The organism is Methylocaldum marinum (assembly GCF_003584645.1).
GTDB classification, from domain to species: domain Bacteria; phylum Pseudomonadota; class Gammaproteobacteria; order Methylococcales; family Methylococcaceae; genus Methylocaldum; species Methylocaldum marinum.
In genome coordinates this window covers 4799034-4823406 of record NZ_AP017928.1, presented here as the reverse complement: position 1 = coordinate 4823406, position 24373 = coordinate 4799034, and the positions used below count along the sequence as shown (strand labels likewise).

Genomic DNA, 24373 nt, shown 5'->3' with positions numbered 1-24373 from the left:
GATCCATCACTCGTTTAGAAATCCAACTATTTCATATGAAGTCTGAAACGGTTGCGCCAGGTTCGGTGGCGTAGCCGAGCTTGGGGAGTACAAAAAAATGTTTATTCCGATTTGGAAGGCCTTGCCTTCCATTCGCAAGGGTATTCCTTGCCTTCTCGCCGTCATGGCATTGGCGCTCTTCATCCCGGGGGGCAATATCTGGGCCGCAGTGCCTCAGGAGGTGCTGGATCAGGCATGGCAGATCGGCACTCGGATCAAGGAGATCCAGGATCAGACGGCCGCCACGAATGAGAAAAAGCGCTCGGACGAAGCGGCCGCGCTGCAACCCGTCAAGGAAATGCAGGCGCAAGCCGGTCTCCTAAAACAGGAACTGGCGGCCATTCGCAATATTTATCGCAGCGATCGTCAGGCTCTGGCCGTTGTCGACGGCAAATCGGCGGGGCCATCCAACGCTGCCGATGCCGATGTCTCGCGCGCGGCCGAGTTGCGCGCAGAGCTGGCGGCCCTGGAAGCCCGTATCAAGGAAGCGCAAGCCGCCCATCAGGAACTCAGCAAACAGTATGCCGCTGAATTGAGCAGGCTGAGCCAGGCCAAGGCCCGAACCGAGCTGGAACTGCACCAACTGCGCGCGCCCTATGTGAACGATCCCGAGGGTTTGGCCGAGATCGACACAAAAGTAACGAACGCTCAGGGCAAGCAAACATCGGCCCAAATTGCCGAGGCCAAAGAGCTCAAAAGGCAGGAAGAGGCCGCCAGGGCGCAGGAAAAACGCGATGCGCCCGGCCGTGAAGCCATCCAGGCCGCGCAGGCTAGCGCCCCCGATCGTCTGCTGGGCCGCTTCGAGCCGACGTCGGAATTCGAGAAAGACGTTCTTGACGCCGCCCTCATGAACATAGAGAGCAACTTGCTGAAAGCCTCGCCGCGCGCCAGGGACCAGATCGTACAGGCTCGCATCAAGGAGCTCAACGAAGCCCTGAAGGCTATCAACGGCAAGCACGCGGCCTCGGAACGAAGCGAATATCCGTTCAGGGCTCAATGGCTGGCCTTATCCAAAGCGCAATTTCCCCCGAACGAAAAAACGCTGATCGAGCCTATCCGCGAACTATACCGGCCGATTCTGACTGCCCGGCAAGAACAGAAGGCGGCGCACGCCAGATTTGAACTCATCGGTATGCTGCTCTATTTCGCCGGAAATACGCTGAGTGCCGCATTAGTGCTGGCCGCAATCATCTGGCTGGCGCGCAGGCGCGCGCAGTCGAACGACGGCATCGTGCCGAAATTCACGACTTTCGCCGTCGATTACTTCAAGGCCAACTGGCTCTGGCTAATCCCGAGTCTAATCGCCATGCTGCTCAATTTACTCGTCGGGCTGCTGGTATTGGGCGTGGCTTTCGGCGTGAAAACGTTCATCGTCTCGCGGATCCAAGAGCGCCGGCACTTTGCGTGGATGAAGGCGGAACCCCAGAAAGTCATCGACGCATGGTTCGAGGAACTCGGCAAGACGCCCGAACAGGGGGTTTCCAATATCAACCGCATCTTCGACGAGCGAAAGCGCACGCTCAGCCACGCCCTTTTCCACAACTTCCAGGATACTTCCCAGAGCAGCAACACCATCAACGCCTGGCTGTTTTTCCGCATCAGCCGCAATCTCGCCACCATGGAGCCGCGAGAGAGGGAGTTTCTGCGGGTGGTGGAACTGCTGAACGCGCTGGACGAGGCGGACACCGAAAACGGCTGGTACAGCTGGGCGCGCTTCGGCCTGATCTGGGGCAACGGCAAGGCCACGGCGGACGATTACAGCTACCGGATGTGGGACAGGGAAAAGGGTGTGCGCGACGGTCCCAGTGCCATTCGCTGGTTCATGGAGCAGTCGGACGCCTCGGTGGATAGCGTAATCAACGCCGTGCTGCAACGCCTGGAAAAGAAGGCCGCCGAGGCGAATGCCAAACCCGAATTGGCCCGGTTGATCAAAGACGTGAACAAGCGCGTGCGCGGCGGCACCCAGTGGCTAGCCGCCGAGGACGTGGACGGTTCGGCCTTCGCCCGCAAGAGCGATTTCACACTGCGACTGGGGCTGCTGGACGACACCGACGTGCCGCTGGAATATTCCGGCGAGGGCTGTATGGTCACTATCGCGCCGCCGCGCTCCGGCAAGACCCAGTGCCACGTGTTTCCCAACCTGCTGGCGTGGCGCGGACCGGCGCTGGTACTGGACGTGAAGGGCGAGATTTACGCCGGCACCAGCAAGTGGCGGACGGAGAACGTCGGACCGGTATTCCGCTTCAGCCCGCTGGATCCGGCCAGCAGCCACAGCTATAACCCGCTGAGCTTCGTGCGCCAGGAAACCGACTACATCTGGGAAGACTCCCGCCTGCTGGCGGATATGATGATCGTGCCCTCCGGCGCGTCCGACCCGTTCTGGGAGAACAAGGCCAGGGACGTGCTGACCGCCGCCATCGCCTACCTGTGCTACGCCAACCCGCCGGACCGGCGGCCCATGGACCGCATCATCGATATCATCCACGGCGGTCAGGCCTGGGAGGAAATGGTGTCCGGCTTGCAGATGGCGATGGACGTGCGCAGCATGGTGCAGCAGGGTACATCGCTGGCCGGCATGAACGAGAAGACCCGGGACAGCGTGCTGCAGACCGCGCAGTCCAGCCTCAGCGCCTGGAGCGGCGAGCGCATACGGCGAGTGACCGACAAGTCCGACTGGAGTCCGCTGGACCTGCGCGACAGCCGGCATCCTCCCACCATCTACATCTGTCTTAAACCCAGCGAGGTGGAAAGCTATACCTCGCTGCTGCGGGTGTTCATCGCCCAGCACATCCGCATGCTCACCAACAAACTGCCGCCGCGCGACAGCGCGCCCATCCTGTTCTTGCTGGACGAACTGCCGCGGCTGCGCTACATGCCGCCGATCGAAGAAGCTATCGAAATCGGCGGCCAATACGGCCTGCGCCTGTGGCTGTTCGCCCAGAGCCTGGGGCAGCTGGAAGCCGCCTACCCCAATGCCAACGGCATGGTGGCCAGCTGCGCGGTGCGCACGTTCATGAATCCCAGCGGCGCCGACGGCACCGCCGACCGGCTTTCCGAGGAACTCGGCTACCGCGAGAGCGTGATGGACGGCAGTCGCCAGAAACTGGTGGAAGCCACCGAGCTGAGCGGACCGGAGTTCCAGCACTACCAGGTGGTCATGGCCCACGGCAGCAAGCCGGCCAAGGTGAAGAAGGCTTTCGCCTGGCAGGATGCCGAGCTGAGCGCGCGCATGGGCAGCCTGTAGCGGCCGTGATGCGCGCCTCGGCGGGATATTGAACGGGTTCGGAGGAAGGGGGATGGTATGTCCGTATTGAGCGATGAGATCCGTCGGCTGGAACAGCAGCGGCAAGAACTCCTGGATCGTGCCGCGGCAGCGAGAAGCGCGGCTCAGCAGCAACTTGAACAGGGCGGCCACGTGCTGACGGATCAGGCGAAACGTGAATTGCAGGAACGGTCCGAACGGCAGGCAGCGCTTTACGAGGGATGCGCGGATCGCGTCGACGAGCAGGTGATCGCCCTGAAATCCGTGGAGCACGCCTTGCAGCGGGAGGAAGAACTCCTGCAGGCGGGGCGTTCCGACCCGCAAGCGCTGACACGGGAACTCGAGCAGCTGGAGCTTAGCACCCGGGAAGCGGCCGAGTGGGCCGCGACGCAGCGGGAGGCGATCGCCCAGCAGGGCATGGCGCTATATCAGGAGGCGCACAAGCTGCCCGAGTCGGAACAGGCGCTGCGCAAGGAAGTCCAGGCTCCTGCGTCCTTGTCTTACCTGCAAGCGCCCGCGTCGTTCGACCCGGTGACCGCTGCGGCGATCGGGGGAGCGGCGCTGTTGCAGGCGGGCGAGGCCGCGATGAGCAAGGCCGGCGACTCGCTGGGGGCGACGCTGGATAAGCTCGCCCATAACGCGAAGGAACTATCCGGCACAGTGGCCGACCTGCTAAACATCAGGGACGGTTTGGGCGAGCTCTCGGAGCGGCGTGTGAATCGTGCCCTCGAGGAGGTCGCAAAGCAGCCGGAAACCCTGGAAAACAAGGTACTGGCGCTGTCCGCCGAGCATGATCGGGCACGCGCGGAACTGGCTGACCAGTCGAAGGCACTGCAACAGGAGGAGCAGACACTCCAACGGCAGCTGGAACTCGCGGAACAGGGGCGCGAGAACTTCGTGAAACGGCAGGAGCAGCTGAACGTCGAGCCCGAAAAATACCAGGACCAGCTGGCGACATTGAACGAGCGTGTGGAGCAGGCAAGACAACGGCTGCAGGAGTTCCGGGAAATGTCGCTCAACGCGCGGGAGGAGTACGCAAGACAACTGGAGGAGATGCGCCAACGGCATCAGCGCGAGCTCGACGAACTGCAGCGCAAATAAGCATGCGGTCGGGGAGACCCGGCCCTACCCTTCGCCCGGAACTTCCCGCCAGAACCGAGATGATTCCCGACATGGAATGATGGGTTTCGCTTCGCTCTACCCATGCATTGTCCCGAATGCCACGGATTCGAGCTGGGATACCGGCTATTGTCCGCATACTGAAATCAGGGATTTTGGCGACGGAAGTGGCGTCGGCCTGGATAATTCCATTTGGCATTGGAGCGAACATTAATCGTGGTATGGGGAGAGCGAGACGAAACCCATCGATTGGAAGTCGCTCGGTGGGTTACGGCGCACGTGAAACGCAGTGACTGGCGGTCGGTCAGTGCTGATGCGCGCCTAACCCACCCTACGAAAAATTGATGCTTTATTGAAAGCTAATTGGAATAAGCCATCGCATCCGCCAGCTCGGCTTGAAAGACTTCATCGCCTTTTCGTACCCCGATAACCTCGCATCGCTCCGCGTTCTGGAGAAAGCGGGATTCGTATTCTCTCGCCGGCAATGCCTGATGGGCATGGAAAGAGCCCGTGGGCTGGGATGAGATCTCGTAGGATGCGGTGACGAAGGAACCGCATCGTTCGCGATCGATGCCTGTCCTGAGCGCAGTCGAAGGGCCTGTCCTGAGCCTGATCGAAGGGCAATTCGTGCCTCACCGCATCCTACGATGCTGGGCGGATGCGGAAATGGAGGATTTGGATTTGTTTCCTTCGCGGTTCCTGCCACGAAATGCGTTTGACATCGGAGCACGCTTTGGCCAAGAGATCCGGGGCGCCGGATAATCTTTTTAAATCGGGCGAACAGTCGGACGCTTTCCCGGCCTACATGCTGCCCGCCATTCGAGCAAAAGTCTGCAACGATTCCGCCCCGCTCATGCTCTAAGGGTGACACATCCGATGCAGAGTCTTCCTGCGACTTTGCGCTCGGAGGAATTTTTGATCTCGCCGAAAGGCGCATCCAAAGGAGGGATTGCCATGCAAATGCAAGTACCGAAAATCGATCGGGTGCTGGTGGGCGAAGCCTTGGTAGGAGAAGGCAAAGAGGTCGCCCATATCGATTTGATCATAGGGCCGCGCGGCAGCAATGCGGAAACCGCATTCTGCATTGCCTTGACCAATCAGAAACGGGGCGACAATGCCCTGCTGGCGCTGGTCGCTCCCAATCTCATGGCCAAGCCGCACACGGTGTTGTTCAACAAAGTCGAAATCAAGAACGAGAAGCAGGCGACCCAGATGTTCGGGCCGGCGCAGCGCGGGGTGGCCAAAGCCGTGGTGGACAGCGTCAGGGATGGCCTCATCCCCATGGACGAAGCCGAAAATACCTATATCTGTGTCGGCGTTTTCATTCATTGGGAGGCCGAGGACGACGCCAAGATCCAGGATTGGAACTACGAGGCGACCAAGCTGGCGATCAAGCGCGCCATCGAAGGATCGCCCACGCCGGCCGAAGTCCTGGCGCAGGAGGAAGTGGCGCATCATCCGCTGGCGGCGCACGATTAGTCCGTGCTTCGCGAACGTTCGAGCTCCGGCGGAAATCCATGAGGGGAAAGCGACCTGCCCGGAAACGGCGGTCGCTCGGCCCGGCTTTGATCGCAATTCATCCATCGCTAATGGAACCCTCTCTGTCGCTGGCCCGACTTTTTTGCCGGACCGCCTGTCTTAAAGGGATAGCGGGCCAGCACCCGCCGACGATTGACAATGAGATATGCACCACCAGTTGGGAGAGCCGGCATGGCAGATCGACCGTTTTTGACCGACGTCAAGACCTTGAGAGAACGCGCCAGGCAACACATCGAACAGGGCGCGGTCACCCCGGGATATAAGGCCGACCGAGAGGTCGTCGTCAGATTGCTCAACGAAGCGCTGGCCACGGAAACGGTATGCGTGCTCCGTTACAAGCGCCACTATTTCATGGCATCCGGCATCAATGCCCAAAGCGTCGCCCAGGAGTTCCTGGAACATGCCAACGAGGAGCAAGCGCACGCGGACAGCATCGCCCAGCGTATCGTGCAATTGGGCGGAGAACCGGATCTGGCGCCGCAGGGCCTGGTATCGAAAAGCCACTCCGAATACGTGGAGGGCGAATCGCTGATCGATATGATCAAGGAGGATTTGATCGCCGAACGCATCGCGATCGACAGCTACCGGGAAATCATCGATTATCTCGGAAACAACGATCCCACCACCCGCGGCCTGATGGAAGGCGTCCTGGCGAACGAGGAGGAACACGCCGAGGACTTGGTCAGCCTTCTGCAGGAACTGGGGCAGTAGCGCGGCGACGCCCGGCGGGGTGTAGCGGTTTCGCGGCGCAGCGAATTTCCCGCGCCGCGAAACCGCGTCAGACTTCGGCGAGGTTGCCTTTTTCCTCCAGCCAGACCTTGCGATCGGCGGCGCGCTTCTTGGCCAGAAGCATGTCCAGGCGCTCGTCGGTCGCCTGCTGCTCCTCCAGGGTCAGCTGCACCAGCCGCCGCGTATCGGGATTCATCGTGGTTTCGCGGAGCTGCGAAGGATTCATCTCGCCCAGGCCTTTGAAGCGCTGAACGTTGATCTTGCCCCTGATCTTTTCCGCCTCGATCCGGTCGAGCACGCCCTTTTTCTCCGCTTCGTCCAGGGCGTAATAAACGTTCTTGCCCACATCGATGCGGTACAGGGGCGGCATGGCGACGAACACGTGCCCGGCCGCCACCAGAGGTCGGAAATGACGGACGAACAACGCGCATAGCAAGGTTGCAATGTGATTGCCGTCGGAATCGGCGTCCGCCAGCACGCAGATCTTGCCGTAACGCAGCCCGCTCAGATCGGCGGAACCCGGCTCGACCCCGATCGCCACGCTGATGTCGTGCACTTCCTGGGACGCGAGCACGCCGCCGGAATCGACTTCCCAGGTATTGAGAATCTTGCCGCGCAAAGGCATCACCGCCTGGTATTCCTTGTCCCGCGCCTGCTTCGCGGAACCGCCCGCGGAATCGCCTTCCACCAGGAACAACTCGGTCAACTGCATGTCCTGGGAACTGCAATCGGCCAGCTTTCCGGGCAGGGCCGGCCCCGCCGTGATTTTCTTGCGGGTTACCTGACGGCTGGCCTTGAGCCGCCTGTGGGCGCTCTCGATCACCAGCTCGGCGATGCGTTCGCCGATGGCGGGATGCTGGTTGAGCCACAGGCTGAACGCGTCCTTCACCACGCCGGACACGAACGCCGCGCATTCGCGGGAGCTGAGCCGTTCCTTGGTCTGGCCGGAAAACTGGGGCTCCTGCATCTTGACCGAAAGCACGTAATGGCAGCGCTCCCAGACGTCTTCCGGCGCGATCTTGATGCCGCGCGGCAGAAGATTCCGGAATTCGCAGAATTCCCGCACCGCCTCGGTCAGTCCGGTGCGAAGGCCATTGACGTGGGTTCCGCCCTGAGGCGTCGGCACCAGGTTGACATAACTCTCGGTGACCGGTTCGCCGGCATCGGGGGTCCACAGCACCGCCCAATCCACGGCCTCCTGGTGTCCTTCGAGATTGCCGACGAACGGCTCTTCAGGCACGCATTCATTGGAGCCGATGCGGTCCAGCAGGTATTGAGGAAGCCCGTTTTCGAAATACCAGGTCTCCTCCTCGTTGGCCTGCTCGTCCTTCAGGGTGATCTTGAGCCCGGGGCACAATACCGCCTTGGCGCGCAGCAAGGCTTTCAGGCGCGGAACGGCGACACGCGGCGTATCGAAATAGCGGGCTTCGGGCCAAAAACGGACCGTGCTGCCGGAATCGCGCTTGGCCGTAGTACCGACTTCACGCAGCTCGGAGGTTTTTTCGCCGCGGCCGAAGCTCATCGCATAAATCTTTCCGCCCCGTCGCACCTCGACTTCGAGGCGGTCGGACAGCGCATTCACGACCGAAACCCCGACCCCATGCAAGCCGCCCGAAAAGCGGTAATTCTTGTTGGAGAACTTCCCGCCCGCATGCAGCTTGGTCAGGATCACTTCCACGCCCGAAACGCCCAGTTCCGGATGCACGTCCACCGGCATCCCGCGCCCGTCGTCCCGGACTTCCACCCCGCCGTCGGCCAGCAGCCGCACTTCGATGGACTTCGCATAACCCGCCAGGGCTTCGTCGACGCTGTTGTCGACCACTTCCTGGACCAGGTGATTCGGACGGGCGGTATCGGTGTACATGCCCGGCCGCTTCCGGACCGGGTCGAGTCCCGAGAGGACTTCGATGGATGAGGCGTCGTAAGTTTCGTTCATGGGGTCGAATTATGGATGACCATACAGGTGAGCATAGGCAGTTTTGCCCATCGTCGTTTGCCAGGCATTAAATCGGGGGATGAATTTCCATCATGTAAACCAGCTAGGACATACCAAACAGCCGATACAGCCAGTTTACGAATCTCTGAGCCGTTGCAGTATGAGATTGAAGAGTATGCGCGGTAATGGCTTGACCCAAGGGACGGCCGGGTTCGTCTTGCAACGCGAGAAATGTATGAACTATCGCCTTGGAGTAATGAACTTCCTTAAAAGTGGCACATCCTTTTTGCTTTGCCAGTTCGATACACTCCCGAACTGTGATAACCGAACTTTTGCTGATCATTTCCGAGCAAAAATCCTCAAGCATTCCCGAATCTTGATTATTCGGCATCAGCCAAAAACCGACGCGCGTTTCCTCGTTGGCAGAGTCCAGTATAGTGCCGTCAGGTGTCGGGCTATCAGGAAAATCATACGCATAGTGAGCCAGTTTCCCTCGGATGATCGCCCACCGGCCACTTAAATCCGGCTTATCCGCATCGATCACAAGACCGACCACTCTAGGCGGATTGGGTTGTGAAATGAGCGCGTTCATGCGCCGAATGGCCTGATCGTCACTGCCGCACTCATAAATACCAAAAGTCTGTGGAACATTGAATTTCGCACAAAGCGCCAGGATGACATGGCAATCGTTTTGTCCCTCCACCAACAGTACGGCATCTCCTTCGTGCCTACACCAAGATGTCGTCACTAGCGAACCTCGACCGCCGTATCGAGAGCATCCGTGAGGGTATCGAGCGAATAGGCTCTCGCCTGTACCTGTCCCTGCTTGTTGGTGTCAAGCCTGAAAAAAGCGCCGAGGTTTTCATTTTCTTTCCAAGCCGCCTCAAAACCGTTTATACAATCGCGGCTATGGGTGGTCGCAAAAACCTGAACGTCGAGCCGCTCGGCAAGCCGGAAGATAATTTTCCATACCGCGCTTTGCACGGACCAATGAAGACCGTTCTCAAACTCGTCAACCAAGAGAATGCCGCCCTTAGCTGCCGTAAGAGCCAAGACGATGTGAAAGAGCCGAGTAATACCGTCCCCCATACTGCGTAAGGGTAAAGGCTCGTCAGACAGGCTCGTGCGCACTAGCGGCACTCGTTCATCACGAAGAGAAACGGTGCTTTCAACGAACTGGATGCCGGTAATATGCGGATCAATCAGCCGGATGCCCGAAATTACTTCTTCTGCAAGATCGGTAAGCCCGATCATGTCCCAGAGCTTCGCAATTTTTCGGCCTTCCATGTTTCGTGTCGGCACCACCTGAATGGGACATTTCGCTTCAATTTCGAATAATGAGGATGAATAACTGCGTCGCATAACGCGTTCGAGATCATCATCCAAGCGCATTATTCGCCGAAACCTTTCTCCATCGCGCGCCATCAACGCCAACTCAATAGTGTCATCCGTTTCCCATAAGTCGGTTTGATTAACTGGGGTTCGAGTTAAATTACCTTGCTCGTCGGAAGCCACTCTAAAAGCGGCGGTAATGATATTGACCTGGTCTGCTGGCACGTCTATAGGACCGAGAACAACTCCCCGCTCGCCGATTCGCGGCAGCTCGTGCCCCAAAAAAAGGTGCCGGATCGGATTGCCGTAAAGCTGCCTGAATTCCACTTGGGCTTTGCCGCTCCAGGTTTCTTCCCGCGCTTTGACAAGGTTGAGCAAAGTTCGGGGAGAGGCATTGCTCGCATACACCTCGATTGCCTCGAGCAAGGCGCTTTTGCCGGAATTGTTCTTACCGACGAAAAGGTTTACACGGGCAAGCCGGTCAATTCTCAAACGATCGAAAAGCCGAAAATTCTCGGCGAGAAACGAATCAATCATGTGTGGCACCCGATGGTTTGCGGAAGACCGGTCGGGCAAAGGCTACTGCTTATCGTCGAACTCCTTTTTATCCGCCGGTATATACGGTATTAACCCTTTTTCGAAAGCGATTTCCTGAATTTCTCTCGGCGCTTGGCGGGCGTCGATTATCAGGCCGTTCACCCTAATCATCCAGGCTACCGGTTTTTTGTCCACTCTGCTGGCCAACTGCCATTCCAGGTTCAAGGGGGACATGCCCAAGATATCCCGCACCTGCCTGGATTTGGCGAGCGCGTTGCTCTGGCTGACCCCGAAAGCCCGATACAGTTCCAAGGCCGGCAGGGTCGGTGTCTGGCTAGGGTCGAACAGAAAATTGGTCGCGCCGATGGCGTGGGTAATACCGCATGCCCAGGAATCCGGTTTCCCCGTGCCCAGGGGCGATGGCCGCTTCCTGCATAGAGCCGCGGTTGCCCGACGTATGAGTCGCGCATATTCGTCATTCAAATGGCGCCGGGAGAAATCGTCAGTCAACGCAACAATAGCCGCGAACGTCTCGGCCATTGCTTTGGGCACTTGTTCCGATCTTGCCGTTTTGGCCATTGGATCACCTCACAAACCACATATCCCCGACCGGTCAGGCACAAATACCGCTTCGAATTCCTTCCAGGATTACATCGCCTCCAAAATCGCCCGCTTCACCGAATCCAGGGTCGCATCCACCGTGACCGGCTTGACCGTGCACTGGCCGATAGCCGTGTCGGGGTCCTTGAGGCCGTTGCCGGTGAGGGTGCAGACGATGGTGCTGCCTTCCGGAATGCGGCCGGACTCGATGTCGTGCAGGGCGCCGGCCAGGGACGTGGCCGAGGCCGGTTCGCAGAAGACGCCTTCCCGTTCCGCCAGAAGCCTCTGCGCCGCCAGGATGTCCTCGTCGGTGAACGGCGCGAACCAGCCGCCCGATTCCTTTTGCGCGCGCCAGGCGCCGTCCCAGGACTGCGGATGCCCGATGCGGATGGCGGTGGCGACGGTTTCGGGATGATCCACGAACTCGCCGCTGACGAAAGGCGCGGCGCCCGCGGCCTGGTAGCCGCACATGATCGGCCGTTTGTCGGTGACCGGCGCATGGATTTCGGTTCCGAGAGCGTATTCGCTATAGCCCTTCCAATAAGCCGTGATATTCCCCGCGTTTCCGACCGGCAGGCAGTGATAATCGGGAGCGCGTCCGAGAGCGTCGACGATTTCGAAAGCGGCCGTCTTCTGTCCTTCAATGCGGTACGGATTGATCGAGTTGACGATGGTCACCGGCGCATGATCCGCGATCGCCTTGACCAACTGCATTCCGGCATCGAAATTGCCGTTGATCTGGATCACCCTGGCACCGTAGATCATGGCCTGGGCCAGCTTGCCCATGGCGATCTTGCCTTCCGGGATCAGCACGAAAGCGGTGATGCCGGCTCGCGCGGCATAGGCGGCGGCGGCGGCCGAAGTATTACCGGTGGAGGCGCAGATGATGGCCCGGCTGCCCTCGTGCACGGCCCGGGTCACGGCCATGGTCATGCCACGGTCCTTGAACGAGCCGGTCGGGTTCAAGCCTTCGAACTTCACGTAAATATCCACGTCCTTGCCGATCAGCTTCGGGATATTGATCAGCTGGATCAGCGGCGTGTTTCCTTCGCAGAGGCTGATGGGCCGGGTATCCGGTGTTACCGGCAGGCGGTCGCGGTATTTTTCGATGAGGCCGGTATAGCGATTGGTTTCAGACATGATATTTGAGCGAGTTGATTGAAAAACGTTACACAACCACGGAACAGCCGCATTCCAGTTGGACCTCGACCGGCGAAACGTGATGCGCGGCCCCGTCCCTGCGTACATGCAGCACGACCAAGGTATAGGGATTACAAACAAGCACGTCCTTGACGCCCTGGGCCAGATAGAAGTTCGGGCCGATTTCCAAATCCTTGTACTCGTAGCCTTTGCTGATGACTTCGATCACGGCTTCGGGAATTAAGACGGACGGCTTCGTCTTCCTCGGCGGGTTCCTGACAAAAAACGGTGATATCCGGACAGACAGGTGCACAGCCTTTCGCTCAACCCAAGGTCTCCAGCCGAATCCGCTTCACCGGCCCGCCGATGACGGGCAGCGCCTCGATCTCCCGGATGGCATCGTTCAGCTTCCGCTCCTGGACCTTCTGGGTCAGCATGATGACCGGTAGATGGCTTTCGCCGTTCGGGGGCTCCTTCTGGATGATCGCTTCTATGCTGATATTGTGATCGGCCAGGATACGCGTCACGTCGGCCAAAACCCCGGGCCGATCCTCGGCGCTGAGGCGGAGATAATACGCCGTTTCGATGTCCTCGATGGGCAGAATGGGAATGTCGGAAATCGCTTCGGGCTGGAAAGCCAGGTGCGGTACCCGGTTCTCGGGGTCGGAGGTCAGCGTGCGCACCACGTCGATGATATCGGCCACGACCGACGAGGCCGTGGGCTCGGCCCCGGCACCCGCGCCATAGAACAGGGTGGGACCCACCGCGTCGCCCTTGACCAAGACGGCGTTCATGACGCCGTTGACGTTGGCGATCAGGCGCCGCTCCGGAATCAGCGTGGGATGCACCCTCAGTTCGATGCCTTTTTCCGCCCGGCGCGCGATGCCGAGCAGCTTGATGCGATAGCCCAGGGTTTCCGCATAGGCCACATCCAGGGAAGTGACGCTGCTGATGCCCTCGGTCCAAACTCTGTCGAACTGCAAGGGAATGCCGAAGGCGATGGATGCCAGAATCGTCAGCTTGTGGGCGGCGTCGATGCCTTCCACGTCGAAGGTGGGATCGGACTCGGCATAACCCAGCGCTTGCGCCTCCTTGAGCACATCCCGGAAATCCCGTCCCTTTTCGCGCATTTCGGTCAGGATGAAGTTGCAGGTGCCGTTGATGATGCCGGCCAGCCATTCCACCTTGTTGCCGGAAAGCCCTTCGCGCAACGCCTTGATGATCGGAATTCCGCCGGCCACGGCCGCTTCGAAAGCCACCATCCGCCCTTTTTCGCTGGCCTTGGCGAAAATCTCGTTGCCGTGCAGCGCGATGAGCATCTTGTTGGCGGTGACCACGTGCTTGCCCGCGTCCAGGGCCCGCATGACCAGATCTTTCGCGGGTTCGAGACCGCCGATCAGCTCCACGACGATGTCCACCCCGGGATCGGTGACGACTTCATACGGGTCCGTCGTCAATCGGATGCCGGCAGTGTCGCAAATCCGGGACCGGTTGAGGTCTCGCGCCGCCACCACGCCGATGTGGATTTCGCGGCCGGCCCGACGCGTGATTTCGTCGGCGTTTCGCTTGAGGACCTTGACCGTGCCGCCGCCAACCGTGCCCAAACCGAGCAAACCGATATTTACGGGTTTCAAGACGCTCTCCTGTTACAAAAAATAGCGTAGCCCGCACCCGGCCTTATTCCCGTTCAGAGAGGGCAGCCGCGCGGGGAACGGCCATGGCACCAGCGCCATGGCCTCACAGCAATAAAAATGCCTGGATTATACCGAGTTATCCTTGCGCATCATATGCCGTAGGCCGCGGATCGCCTGGCGGGTGCGGTGCTCGTTTTCGATCAGGCTGAAACGGACGTGATCGTCTCCGTACTCGCCGAAGCCGACGCCCGGGGAAACCGCCACCTGGGCTTCGAGCAGGAGTTTCTTGGCGAATTCCAGGGATCCCATATGCCGGTACTGTTCCGGAATGGGCGCCCAGACGAACATGGTGCCCTTGGGCTTTTGAACCGTCCAGCCGATGTTGTCCAGCCCCGCGCACAAGACGTCGCGGCGCACGCGGTAGGTTTCGCGGATTTCGGCCACGCAGTCCTGGGGACCTTCCAGGGCGGCGATTGCCGCCACCTGAATCGGCGTGAAAGTGCCGTAGTCGAGATAGGACTTGATGCGTCCCAGCGCGGCCACCAGCTCGCGGTTGCCGCACATGAAGCCCACCCGCCAGCCGGGCATGTTGTAGCTCTTGGAAAGCGTGAAGAATTCGACGGCGATATCGGTCGCGCCCGGCACCTGCAGGATCGAAGGCGCCGCGTAGCCGTCGAACACCAGGTCGGCGTAGGCGATGTCATTCACCACCCAGATTTTGTATTCCCGAGCCAGTTCGACGACCTTTTCGAAGAACTCGAGTTCCACGCATTGGGTGGTCGGATTGCCGGGGAAGTTGAGGATCAGCATCTTGGGATTCGGCCAGGACGTCTTGATGGCTTTCTCCAGTTCCGCGAAGAAATCCACGCCCGGCACCAGCGGCACGTGGCGCACGTCGGCCCCCGCCAAGACGCATCCGTACGGATGGATGGGATAAGCCGGATTCGGCACCAGCACCGCATCGCCCGGCCCGAGGGTGGCGAACATCAGATGGGCCAGGCCTTCTTTCGAACCGATGGTGACGATCGCTTGCGAATCGGGATCGAGATCGACGCCGAAACGGCGCCGGTACCATCCGCAAATGGCTCCGCGAAGACGCGGAATGCCTTTGGAAACGGAATACCGGTGGGCATTACCCTTTTGCGACACTTCGACCAGTTTGTCGACGATATGCTGGGGTGTGGGCCGGTCGGGATTACCCATGCCGAAATCGATGATATCGACACCCTGGGCGCGCTCCCTGGCCTTCAGTTCGTTAACGATATTGAAGACATAGGGGGGAAGGCGCTTGATACGTTGAAATTCTTCCATCCAGGACTCTTGCGTAGGGGGTATTTAAAAGCGGAATGCGCGGGCGAGTGGCTAAACGACTTAAAGTACCGATGCGATTTTAGACTGTCAACGGCGCTTTAGACATGAAATCTAGCCGAGCCCCGCGGCCCGTGGGAAACTATCCCGAGATCAGGATTCTTCTTCATGCCGCAGATGATACCCCACCCACCCGTTGTCTTGTGCCTGTCCGGCCACGACCCCACCGGCGGCGCCGGCATTCAGGCCGATATCGAAACCGTTTCCCGATTCGGCTGTCATCCCTGCTCGGTGGTCACGGCCCTGACCGTTCAGGATACCCATAACGTCCGCAAGGTCCTGCCGCAACCGGCCGGGGATTTCCTGGAGCAGGCGCGTTCGCTGCTGCGGGATGTTCCCGTGGCCGCGGTCAAGATCGGCCTGCTCGGGAGTGCCGCTATCGCGCATGCGGTGCGTGAACTGATCGAGACCGTCGAGGGCCTGCCGGTCGTCCTGGATCCGATACTGGCGGCAGGGGGTGGAACCAGCCTGGCGAACCGGGACCTTATCGAAGCCTTGAAACAAACGCTGATTCCGCGCACGACGGTGCTGACGCCAAATTCCCCCGAGGCCAGAAAATTGGCCGGGAAGGAAGATCCGGCCGATTGTGCCCGCGATCTCCTCGCCCTCGGTTGCCCCAACGTCCTCCTCACCGGAACCCATGAAAACGGCGCCGAAGTCATCAACCGCCTGTACCGCGCCTCGGGCACGATAAGCTACCGTTGGCCACGCCTTCCGGAAAGCTATCATGGCTCCGGCTGCACCCTGGCGTCCGCCGTTGCCGCGCTGCTGGCGCTCGGAAAGGACGTCGAGAGCGCCGCCTCGGAAGCTCAGGATTTCACCTGGCAGGCCCTGAACGGCGGATTTCGGCCGGGCAGCGGTCAATGGCTCCCGAACCGGTTTTACCCGGGGACCTGAATCCGGTCCACCACGTCGCGCACGCCGGACACGTACCAGGCATCGAGCACGGCCATGTGCCTTTCTTCTTCACTGGGAAGATAGCCTTCCAGAGTCACCGTTCCGTGCTCGGCCGAGATATAGAGCTGCGGTTGGTGAACCAGCGGGTCTTTTTCCAGCACCATGAGCACGGCATCGGCCAGCTCGCCGTCGGTTTCCTGCTCTGGCGGCACGACGTGCAGGCGGTTGGCGACCGACTCGCAGCCGGCGGCCCACCACGCAAGCACCTCGGCGAAACGGCGGTGGGACAGGCTGAGCACGTTGCCCGACAACGTGACGGTTCCGTCTTTCACCTCGAGCTCGATGCGCTGCTCGCCCCAATCGCCCTCGCTGCGCTCGGGCCACTCGCTGCGGCCTACGCGAACCGTCTCGAGCCGATCGTTCTCGCGCACATAAAGACCACAATCCCTGAAAACCGGCTCCTGCTGCAGCAGATTGACCACCTCGTCGCGCAGCCCGCCGTCCATCCCGGACGAGGGAACGGCGATGCGCAGCCGATCCACGACCGGCGAATTGTCCGCATGGCGATACGCAACCGCGTGCGCAATCCGTTTTGCCGCGATGTCGGCGACCTTGCCCTCCAGGACGACGGCACCGTCCTCGACGCCGATTCGGATGGGATAATCGTGCAGATTGACCCGGGTGTCGTGTTCCAGATCGGCCAAAATGGCCTTGATTCGATCATTGTGCGGATTGGTCGGCATACCGCTCTCCTCAGCACCCATCGCTCGGGCACTGTTCAGTCAGGCCTACGAACCGGGCTACCCCAGGACATGGTGTTTTCCTTCCACGATCACCGTACTCGCCTGCGGACCCTCCTCCCCCATTTCTTCGACGAAACGAACGCTATGGCCTAAGCCCAGTTTATCGAAATCGCCCTGAACCACGCTGTTCCGGTGGAAATAGACCAGGCGCCCGTCGGGCGTCTCGATCATTCCGTAATCGCCCTCGGGGTTGATCTGTGCAACGATGCCGTGGGGAGCGGCCTCGTGCGCCTTGACATCCTGCCGAACCCGCCGAGAGTAATCCTCGAGCTGCCGGCGAGCGGCGTCGAAGGCATCTCGTATCGCCACGTAGGCATCCTCGTGTGCATGGTCTTTGCCGGGATCGCGGCTGACCACCAGTTCATCGCCCGGCACCGTGATATCGATTCTGACATGGTAGGTATTGCCCTGCCGGTGGTGGCGATGAAGCGCTTCGACCATCACCCGGCAGGACATGATGTGTTCGAAAAATTGATCGAGTTTTTCGGCGCGGTTGCGAACCGCTTGTTCCATGGCCTCGGACGGCTCCATATTCCGAAAGTTGATCTGTAGCGGCAGTTGCATGTTCCGACTCCTCAATCCGGTCCCAAACCGTAATTACCCGCAGATGCATTGGAAAAACATGATGTAACGGACCTTACCCGGCAACCCTACGCCATCGCGGCGATCATCGGACCACTCGACGGCGGCCTCGTCGCCGCCCCGAACTCGGCACAACGTCAGCGCGACCAGTTCACCCGCAAGAGATGTTCCTCCTCCTGATAGGCGAAATCGAGATCGCCCTTGTAGGCGTGCTGGACGGCTTGACCGGCCGCCCTGGCCAGTTGGGGACTGGTGAATGTCACCAGCGCGCCGCCGTTCTGTTGTTCGACGTCCATAATCCGTTTCAAGGGGTGTCCTGCTTTCTGTCGCGCTTCGACGTTCCGGACCAGATGCAGAATTTCGTCCTTGTGCCCGGCGAAAAATTCCCCCGTCAAAGTCAGAAACCCGGCCGGACACTTGTCCCGGACCCGATGACAGGCGGGGCACAACACCTCGTTCGCGCCGTCGGGCACCTCGGACCACTGCCACCGGCCACCGCGGTAAACCGCCCGGCATTCCGGACAGACCGTGGGTTCCGCCAATTTCTCCCGTATTTTGTACGGATCGTGTTCATGTTCGCGGAGCAGACGATCCTGGCGAGCTTCGTGGTGTAGATTGGGGGGTTGGGTCATGGCGACGTCTCCTTCTATTGGATCATTTTCATAAACCTCGCGTTTCTCGCGGCGGCGCTTCGTTTTCACTCGTTCCCGCCGCGATTTCGGGCGACAATAGCCGCATTACTTAGACAGCCGAATCGCCATAACCGTGAACCTTCGTATCGCAATCGCTCAACTCGATTTCCTGGTCGGCGACCTTGAGGGGAATGCCGTCCGTATTTTGGACAGCGCCCGCGAGGCGCGCGACCGGCTTCGAGCTCACGCCGTGGTGTTCCCGGAACTGGCGCTCGCGGGCTATCCGCCCGAAGACCTGATCCTGCGCCGCGATTTCATGACCCAGGCCGCGCGCATGCTCGACGACATCGCGGAGCAAACGCGCGGCATCGACGTAATCCTGGGCTTTCCCGAGAACCGGCCGGGAATGCCTTACAACAGCGCCGCCGTGCTGCGCGACGGCAAGATTCACGCGATCTACCGCAAGCACGCGCTACCCAATTACGGCGTGTTCGACGAAAAGCGCTATTTTCTGCCCGGATCGGAACCCTGCGTGTTCGATCTGCACGGCATTCCGGTGGGCATTACCATTTGCGAGGATCTTTGGCTGCCGGGCGCCGTGGAACAAGCTGCGGAGGCCGGGGCCAGACTGATCCTGAACATCAATGCCTCACCCTATCACACCGACAAGATCCGGGAACGGGAGGAGGTCGCCCGCGAGCGCATCGCCGTGGCCGGCGTGCCTCTGGTTTACGTCAATTTGATCGGCGGACAGGATGAACTGGTCTTCGACGGCGCCTCGTTCGTGCTCGACCGGGAAGGCCGCGTGAGCTTTCGCGCCCCGGAATTCGAAGAAGCCCTGGTATCCGTCGATTTTGCCTGCGGAGAACGGGTGGAGCCGATTCAGGGCGACGTGGCCGAACCGCTGCCGCAAGTCGAAAGCGTCTACAAGGCTCTGGTTACCGCTATCCGCGATTATGTCCGCAAGAATCGTTTCGAAGGCGCGGTGCTCGGCTTGTCCGGCGGCATCGACTCGGCTTTGACCCTGGCTCTTGCTGCGGACGCCTTGGGAGCCGACCGCGTGGAAAGCGTGTTGATGCCGTCGCGCTACACGGCGGCGATGAGTATCGAGGATGCCCGTCTCGAGGCCGAGGCGCTGGGTTGCCGCTACCATGTCATTCCCATAGAACCTGCCTTCGATGCATTTCTCGGCATGCTCGAGGAAAGCTTTGCCGGTTTGCCGCCCGACACCACCGAGGAAAACATACAGGCGCGATGCCGAGGCGTGATTCTCATGGCGTTTTCCAACAAGAAGCGCAAAATCCTTCTCACCACCGGCAACAAGAGCGAAATGAGCGTGGGCTACGCTACCCTGTACGGGGACATGGCGGGTGGCTTCGCCCCCCTCAAGGACGTGCCGAAGCTGCTGGTCTACCGGCTGGCGGAATTTCGGAACAGCCTCTCGCCGGTCATCCCGGAGCGGGTCATCGCGCGACCGCCCTCGGCCGAACTCAAGCCCGACCAGAAAGACGAAGATTCGCTGCCGCCCTATTCGATTCTGGACCCTATCCTCGAAATGTACGTGGAGTTCGATAAATCGGTGGACGACATCATCGCCGCCGGCTTTCCCGAGCGCGAAGCCAGGCGGGTGGCGCAAATGGTCGATCGCAACGAATACAAGCGCCGCCAGGCGCCGCCGGGCGTGAAAATCACGCGCCGCGCTTTCGGCCGCGATCGGCGCTATCCGATCACTTGCGGATATGGACAATAGGGAGATCTTGCAATCGAGTTCGGGGCACAGCCGTGACCGCCGGCTGGGTTTTGCGAAGGCAAAAAAAGAAGGCAGAACAAAGTGCTTGGGGGGGGATGGGGGGTGTTCTGCCTTCTGGGGAAGTCTTCCTGGGGCTAATCAGCCCGTTCGGAATCGGTGCGGCGATACCGGAGCCCTCATCAGGCACCGCATCACTGTCGTCATCCGGTTCGCCGCCGTTTCTCGACGTGCGAACGAAAAACCATAACATTCCTTTCGATCTGTATCCACGTCAACATTCGAATCCGTTCGTCCGATCACCGCGAAAATCGCCATTCCATGGCCTACATCCATCGGTATTCGGAACATTCCGACTCCGTTCAGAAGGTTCCGAATCGCTCATAAACTCCGCGGAACATCCGGTTCCGCTGGGACCCTCCTGTCCCCGGCGACATCCTCAAGTCCATTCGCCGTATCCTTAACTTCCATTCGGAAACTCCTGTCTCCGACTCGATGCCGTCTCGGCCCGGATTTTTTGCCTTACCGATGACTGCTGCTCTCGAGTGGTTGCTATTAAACCGTGATCGGCTTTCACCGAGAATACGGATGAATTCGTACGCGATTTCGCACATGCGCGAGGCCGAAAAGCTGCAAGGACTCCGCTTCCCGTACATGTGACCGGCCCCCGGCCGAATTCCGGCGAGCCGGCGAACCGCCTCACCCCTCGCGCTGCCGCGGAAAACCGCCGCCATGAGCGGCGCCGGCGCCAGCGCGGCACCCTAATCCGGGCGCCTGAGCCGGCACCTAGGCGCTTCCCGAGCGGCGCCGACCGATCATGACCAGACCGGCCAAGGCCGAACCCAGCAGCCAAACCGAAGCGGGCACCGGAATCGGCGCAACGTCCACTCTCAAGCCGCCGAAGTCCTTATCGAGCCTGGCAAAGCCATTTTCCGGCGCATATGCCGCGAGAATATCCTTGATCGTGAGCTCGATTTCGATACTGCGGGCGGCGATATCCCGGCTTACGGTCAGATCCCACGGACCACCGGTGGTAGCGCCGCGAACACCCTGCGCCGAAAACGTCCCGGTATCGGTATTGCCCACGGTCTCCCGAGTCTCGGGATCCGCAAGCCGCAGCGAGGCGAAAGCCGAGACCCATGATTCTTCGCCGGTGACCTGATAGACGCCGTGTTCACGCCAGCTTACGCCGGTAATCACCTGATTCGGCGCCGCCGTGGCCTTGAATTTGAGTCCGACGATTTCGGTGTCGACTTGTCCGGTTCCGCCGGACATGGCATCGAAGCTCAGCGGGGCCGGGCTGAAATTAAGACTGACGCCGGTATCGTCGGAAACGATTACGGGGTCTCCGAGTGCCCCCGGATCTCCCGCCACCAGAGTCAGATCGGCCAAGTCTCCGGACCAGACGCTGTGGGCATGGACCGGTACCCATGCCAATCCCAGCGCCAGCGCGGCAGCCGGCGGGAGGACTGTCTTTAGCGTGTACATAAATGCCTCCAACGCTTTTCCCTGAAGGCCATCCGATTTCCCGAGCGCAAAAAAATCGGCTCTCCCACCGTTAGCGCGGAGAACGCGATTTTTCGGGGCAAATCCCGTCGAAGCCGTGCCTCCCGATCGAAACGACCGCCCAAGAAAATCCTGATGGCCAACGTCCGCTTGTTGGCTTGCATTTCCGGAACAACCCGTTATTGGAACAGTCCCGATAAGGTTCATGACGGACCGGTATACATCCAAATCAGCGAATCCACGAAATCCTATTAAGCGCTTGTATGCCCTCCTCGAAAATGCGCGGAATTTCGTAAGTATTTCGTCACTAGACCGTCACCTTGCCGAAAAATCGGAGCTCTTCGGTCGCCGGTCAACCGTTCTTCAGCGTCGCCAGCAGGGCGCTCAGAATTTCCGGGTCCACCGGCTTCACCAGGTGATGATCGAACCCTGCCGCTTTCGAGCGGGCGCGATCGTCCGCCTGGCCGTAGCCGGTAACGGCAATCATCAACGCTTTCTCCATGCCCGGCTGCCCGCGCATTTGTTTCGCGACTTCGTAACCGTCCATGCCCGGCAATCCGATATCCAGCAGCACCGCCTCCGGCTGAAACTCCCCGGCGATCGCCAGTGCCCCCGGACCGTCGAAAGCGGTGCGCACGTCGTGTCCGTCCAGGCTGAGCAGCAATGCCATGCTTTCCGCGGAATCCACGTTGTCGTCCACCACCAGCACCCGAACTCCGGCGGAATTCGATCCGGACCGGCCGCCCGCCGAGCCCGAATTTTCCCGGGACGACGCGGCGGCAATCCGGGGCAAGCGCACTATGAACTCGGCACCGCTGCCGGACCCCGCGCTTTGCGCCTCCACGCGTCCGCCGTGCATCTCTATCAGGCGTCGAACCAGCGCCAGCCCCAGCCCGAGTCCGCCCTGAGAACGATCCAGCGAGCGGCTGCCCTGGGTGAACAAATCGAAGATGTTCGGCAAAAGCTCGGCGGAAATTCCCATGCCGTTGTCGCGCACCCGCACCAACACCTCGTCCGGCGTCGTTTCCACGATCAGTTCGATGCAGCCGCCGGCGTCGGTATATTTGGCGGCGTTATTCAAAAGATTGGCGATGACCTGAACAAGCCTCGTCAGATCGCCTTCGACCTGCACCGATTCCCGGGGGCCTTGGACGCTCAGCTTATGCCGCCGGGATTTGATCAGCGGCAGGCTGGTTTCGACCGCCCGATCGATGACCGTCGAGATTTCCACCACCGTCCGCTTCAGAACGATGGTTCCGCGGGTGATGCGGGAAATGTCGAGCAAATCGTCAAGCAAACGGCTCATCTGGGCGACCTGGCGGCCGATCACGTCGCGCGTCCATTTCAGTTCCGGGTCGGTCAGTCCCAATTGGCGCAACACCTGCACGGCGTTCCGGATCGGTGCCAAGGGATTCCTGAGCTCATGGGCCAACATGGCGACGAATTCGTCCTTGAGCCGGTCGGCTTCGCGCAGGGCCTGTTCCGCCTTCCGGTGATCGGTGACGTCGATCGCCATGGAAGCGAGAAACGGTCTACGGTCGGGCAGGCGCATGGGAGCCGACCCGTAGAACAACCACCACCGCGGGTCGCCGCCCTTGGTCCATACCGTGATTTCTTCCGGCTCCGCGATCGAGCCTTCGGTAAACCGCCGCTGGGTTTCCGCCAGCATGCCGTCCACCTCCTCTTCGGGAATCCGTCGCCCTTTCAGAAACCAGGCCCGTGCATCGGGAAGGTCCTCGTGGGTCCAGCCGGTCAACTCCGTGACCGCGCAACTGATCTCGAGAATCTGACCGTCCATGGCATGAACGAAAATCGGGATCGGCGCCTGCTCCACCACCCGGCGGAACCGCTCTTCGCTTTCGCGCAGCGCATCCTCGGCCTGCTTGCGGTCGGTGATGTCGCGCACGATGCCGAGTATCGCCGGACGACGGTTGAAATGGATGCGGCGTGCGCACAGTTCGACGCAAATGGCGTGGCCGTCCCGGTGCAAAAACGCCGCCTGGTGCCGCCAGGAGCACTCGGCTTCCTTCGCTGCACCGTGCATGAAGCGTTGGCTCCAGGATTCGAAATTTTTGGACGCCACTACCGATTCAAGAGGCAATCCTATACATTCCTCCCCCGAATAGCCGAGCAAGGCCGACAAGGCAGGATTCGCGAACACGAAGCGGCCGTCGTGAGCCACGAATACGCCGTCATCCAGCGAGTCGAGCAGCGCCTTGTATTTCGCCTCGCTTTCCGAGAGCGCCTGAGCCGCCTCCCGGCGCACGTGCGCGAGTTCGATATGACTCGCAATGCACGCAAGCAACTGGCGTGCGGAGATAGGCTTGATCAGATAGCCGTCGACACCCGCGTTCACCTCTTCGCTGCAGGTTTGTTCCTCCGAGCGCATGGCGGTCAGGATCAACGGAATGTAGTGGGTCTTGGCGTTGCTCTTCAATGCGCGTAAAAGCACCGGTCCGTCGCGCTGCAGGGTCTTGAGGTCGGCCAGCAGGAGATCGGGAGGATCGTTCAGAAGGGCATCGAGCGCCGCCGCGCCGCTGGACACGGTCTGCAGCTCGTAGCGATCACCCAGGAACCGCCTGAAATAATTGCGCATCTCGGCGCTACTCTCGGCAATCAGCAGCCTGGCCCGCCGCCGGAGCCTTCCGCCGTTCCGAACCCTGACCGACGATAAAACGCCACCCACGCCAGGACGGCGAAAACTCGGCTTGGGAATCGCGGCGGCAGCGCCATTGAGGGATAAAGGCCAGGTAGTCTCCAGCAAATCGCTGGCAAAAGAAACGGAACCGGTCTTATGAAAGCCCCGGAAACGGTCGATAAAAATCTTGCCCGCAGTCAACCATTCTGCGGCCATTTGGTCATCCTTCTCCATGTTGATCATCCTGTATTGTTTATGACCCGGCGAGCCATGCTCGAAACGTCGATACGCCCCCGAACAGTGTCCATTCCCAGGGTTTCCGAGCAGCATAAT

19 protein-coding genes are annotated in these 24373 nt (G+C 60.4%); 6 read left to right on the top strand and 13 right to left on the bottom strand.

The annotated features are described in order from the left end of the window. The first annotated feature begins 97 nt into the window (after positions 1-97). The 4 genes from sS8_RS21570 (at position 98) to sS8_RS21555 (ending at position 6670) form a co-directional block, all read left to right on the top strand. Positions 98-3283 (top strand): type IV secretory system conjugative DNA transfer family protein, encoded by a 3186-nt coding sequence (locus tag sS8_RS21570; RefSeq protein WP_119631568.1) that lies wholly within the window; start codon positions 98-100, stop codon positions 3281-3283. Positions 3284-3340: 57 nt separating this feature from the next. Further along, a complete protein-coding gene (locus sS8_RS21565; RefSeq protein ID WP_119631567.1) occupies positions 3341-4402 on the top strand; it encodes a hypothetical protein in 1062 nt (353 codons plus the stop codon). A 978-nt stretch (positions 4403-5380) separates the two neighbouring features. Continuing rightward, positions 5381-5899, top strand: a complete 519-nt coding sequence (gene fae, locus sS8_RS21560; RefSeq protein WP_119632941.1) for a formaldehyde-activating enzyme — start codon at positions 5381-5383, stop codon at positions 5897-5899. 231 nt (positions 5900-6130) lie between these two features. Further along, positions 6131-6670, top strand: coding sequence for a ferritin-like domain-containing protein (locus sS8_RS21555; RefSeq protein WP_119631566.1), 540 nt, complete (start codon positions 6131-6133; stop codon positions 6668-6670). Positions 6671-6737: 67 nt separating this feature from the next. Here the strand turns inward: sS8_RS21555 and parE are convergent, their stop codons facing one another. From parE to alaC, 8 genes are all read right to left on the bottom strand, one after another. Further along, the gene (gene parE / locus sS8_RS21550) at positions 6738-8624 is read right to left on the bottom strand and encodes a DNA topoisomerase IV subunit B (RefSeq protein ID WP_119631565.1); all 1887 of its coding nucleotides are present in this window, start codon (positions 8622-8624) and stop codon (positions 6738-6740) included. A 103-nt stretch (positions 8625-8727) separates the two neighbouring features. Continuing rightward, entirely contained in the window at positions 8728-9327 is a 600-nt protein-coding gene (locus tag sS8_RS21545; RefSeq protein WP_331852295.1) for a DUF3226 domain-containing protein, read from the bottom strand. A 44-nt stretch (positions 9328-9371) separates the two neighbouring features. Then, on the bottom strand, positions 9372-10493 hold the full coding sequence (locus tag sS8_RS21540; RefSeq protein WP_119631563.1) for an AAA family ATPase: 1122 nt from the start codon (positions 10491-10493) through the stop codon (positions 9372-9374). Between the two features lie 42 nt (positions 10494-10535). Further along, the gene (locus tag sS8_RS21535; RefSeq protein WP_119631562.1) at positions 10536-11072 is read right to left on the bottom strand and encodes a DUF6398 domain-containing protein; all 537 of its coding nucleotides are present in this window, start codon (positions 11070-11072) and stop codon (positions 10536-10538) included. A gap of 69 nt (positions 11073-11141) precedes the next feature. After that, positions 11142-12233 carry a threonine synthase gene (gene thrC, locus sS8_RS21530; RefSeq protein WP_119631561.1) on the bottom strand — a complete coding sequence of 364 codons (1092 nt, stop codon included), beginning with the start codon at positions 12231-12233 and terminating at the stop codon, positions 11142-11144. 28 nt (positions 12234-12261) lie between these two features. Beyond that, a complete protein-coding gene (locus sS8_RS21525) occupies positions 12262-12546 on the bottom strand; it encodes a Uma2 family endonuclease (RefSeq protein WP_269461475.1) in 285 nt (94 codons plus the stop codon). A 10-nt stretch (positions 12547-12556) separates the two neighbouring features. Continuing rightward, positions 12557-13867: a homoserine dehydrogenase gene (locus sS8_RS21520; protein ID WP_119631560.1), complete on the bottom strand. Its 1311-nt coding sequence runs from the start codon at positions 13865-13867 to the stop codon at positions 12557-12559. 126 nt (positions 13868-13993) lie between these two features. Then, on the bottom strand, positions 13994-15178 hold the full coding sequence (alaC, locus tag sS8_RS21515) for an alanine transaminase (protein WP_119631559.1): 1185 nt from the start codon (positions 15176-15178) through the stop codon (positions 13994-13996). A gap of 165 nt (positions 15179-15343) precedes the next feature. On the opposite strand from alaC, the gene thiD reads away from it, so the two are divergent. Continuing rightward, positions 15344-16132: a bifunctional hydroxymethylpyrimidine kinase/phosphomethylpyrimidine kinase gene (thiD, locus tag sS8_RS21510; RefSeq protein WP_331852264.1), complete on the top strand. Its 789-nt coding sequence runs from the start codon at positions 15344-15346 to the stop codon at positions 16130-16132. Here thiD and sS8_RS21505 read toward each other — a convergent pair. The 3 genes from sS8_RS21505 to sS8_RS21495 all read right to left on the bottom strand — a co-directional run bounded on the left by sS8_RS21505 (position 16117) and on the right by sS8_RS21495 (position 18149). After that, positions 16117-16875, bottom strand: coding sequence for a BON domain-containing protein (locus tag sS8_RS21505; protein ID WP_170161204.1), 759 nt, complete (start codon positions 16873-16875; stop codon positions 16117-16119). The genes thiD and sS8_RS21505 overlap by 16 nt on opposite strands. Before the next feature lie 57 nt (positions 16876-16932). Next, positions 16933-17499, bottom strand: a complete 567-nt coding sequence (locus tag sS8_RS21500) for an HPF/RaiA family ribosome-associated protein (protein WP_119631557.1) — start codon at positions 17497-17499, stop codon at positions 16933-16935. 155 nt (positions 17500-17654) lie between these two features. Continuing rightward, a complete protein-coding gene (locus tag sS8_RS21495; RefSeq protein WP_119632939.1) occupies positions 17655-18149 on the bottom strand; it encodes a BCAM0308 family protein in 495 nt (164 codons plus the stop codon). Between the two features lie 133 nt (positions 18150-18282). Between sS8_RS21495 and sS8_RS21490 the strand changes: the two genes are divergently transcribed. After that, positions 18283-19899, top strand: a complete 1617-nt coding sequence (locus sS8_RS21490; protein WP_119631556.1) for an NAD+ synthase — start codon at positions 18283-18285, stop codon at positions 19897-19899. A 783-nt stretch (positions 19900-20682) separates the two neighbouring features. Here the strand turns inward: sS8_RS21490 and sS8_RS21480 are convergent. Continuing rightward, positions 20683-21384 carry a VPLPA-CTERM sorting domain-containing protein gene (locus sS8_RS21480; protein WP_119631554.1) on the bottom strand — a complete coding sequence of 234 codons (702 nt, stop codon included), beginning with the start codon at positions 21382-21384 and terminating at the stop codon, positions 20683-20685. Positions 21385-21754: 370 nt separating this feature from the next. Further along, positions 21755-24274 (bottom strand): hybrid sensor histidine kinase/response regulator, encoded by a 2520-nt coding sequence (locus sS8_RS21475; RefSeq protein WP_170161203.1) that lies wholly within the window; start codon positions 24272-24274, stop codon positions 21755-21757. Positions 24275-24373 lie beyond the last annotated feature (99 nt).

Bases quoted from the DNA above. Each gene is read 5' to 3' on its own strand.
- sS8_RS21540 (WP_119631563.1), bottom strand. From the start codon at position 10,493: ATGATTGATTCGTTTCTCGCCGAGAATTTTCGGCTTTTCGATCGTTTG.
- sS8_RS21495 (WP_119632939.1), bottom strand. From the start codon at position 18,149: ATGACCCAACCCCCCAATCTACACCACGAAGCTCGCCAGGATCGTCTG.
- sS8_RS21480 (WP_119631554.1), bottom strand. From the start codon at position 21,384: ATGTACACGCTAAAGACAGTCCTCCCGCCGGCTGCCGCGCTGGCGCTG.
- sS8_RS21555 (WP_119631566.1), top strand. From the start codon at position 6,131: ATGGCAGATCGACCGTTTTTGACCGACGTCAAGACCTTGAGAGAACGC.
- thrC (WP_119631561.1), bottom strand. From the start codon at position 12,233: ATGTCTGAAACCAATCGCTATACCGGCCTCATCGAAAAATACCGCGAC.
- fae (WP_119632941.1), top strand. From the start codon at position 5,381: ATGCAAGTACCGAAAATCGATCGGGTGCTGGTGGGCGAAGCCTTGGTA.
- sS8_RS21505 (WP_170161204.1), bottom strand. From the start codon at position 16,875: ATGCCGACCAATCCGCACAATGATCGAATCAAGGCCATTTTGGCCGAT.
- sS8_RS21565 (WP_119631567.1), top strand. From the start codon at position 3,341: ATGTCCGTATTGAGCGATGAGATCCGTCGGCTGGAACAGCAGCGGCAA.
- sS8_RS21535 (WP_119631562.1), bottom strand. From the start codon at position 11,072: ATGGCCAAAACGGCAAGATCGGAACAAGTGCCCAAAGCAATGGCCGAG.
- sS8_RS21570 (WP_119631568.1), top strand. From the start codon at position 98: ATGTTTATTCCGATTTGGAAGGCCTTGCCTTCCATTCGCAAGGGTATT.
- parE (WP_119631565.1), bottom strand. From the start codon at position 8,624: ATGAACGAAACTTACGACGCCTCATCCATCGAAGTCCTCTCGGGACTC.
- sS8_RS21500 (WP_119631557.1), bottom strand. From the start codon at position 17,499: ATGCAACTGCCGCTACAGATCAACTTTCGGAATATGGAGCCGTCCGAG.
- thiD (WP_331852264.1), top strand. From the start codon at position 15,344: ATGCCGCAGATGATACCCCACCCACCCGTTGTCTTGTGCCTGTCCGGC.
- alaC (WP_119631559.1), bottom strand. From the start codon at position 15,178: ATGGAAGAATTTCAACGTATCAAGCGCCTTCCCCCCTATGTCTTCAAT.
- sS8_RS21475 (WP_170161203.1), bottom strand. From the start codon at position 24,274: ATGGAGAAGGATGACCAAATGGCCGCAGAATGGTTGACTGCGGGCAAG.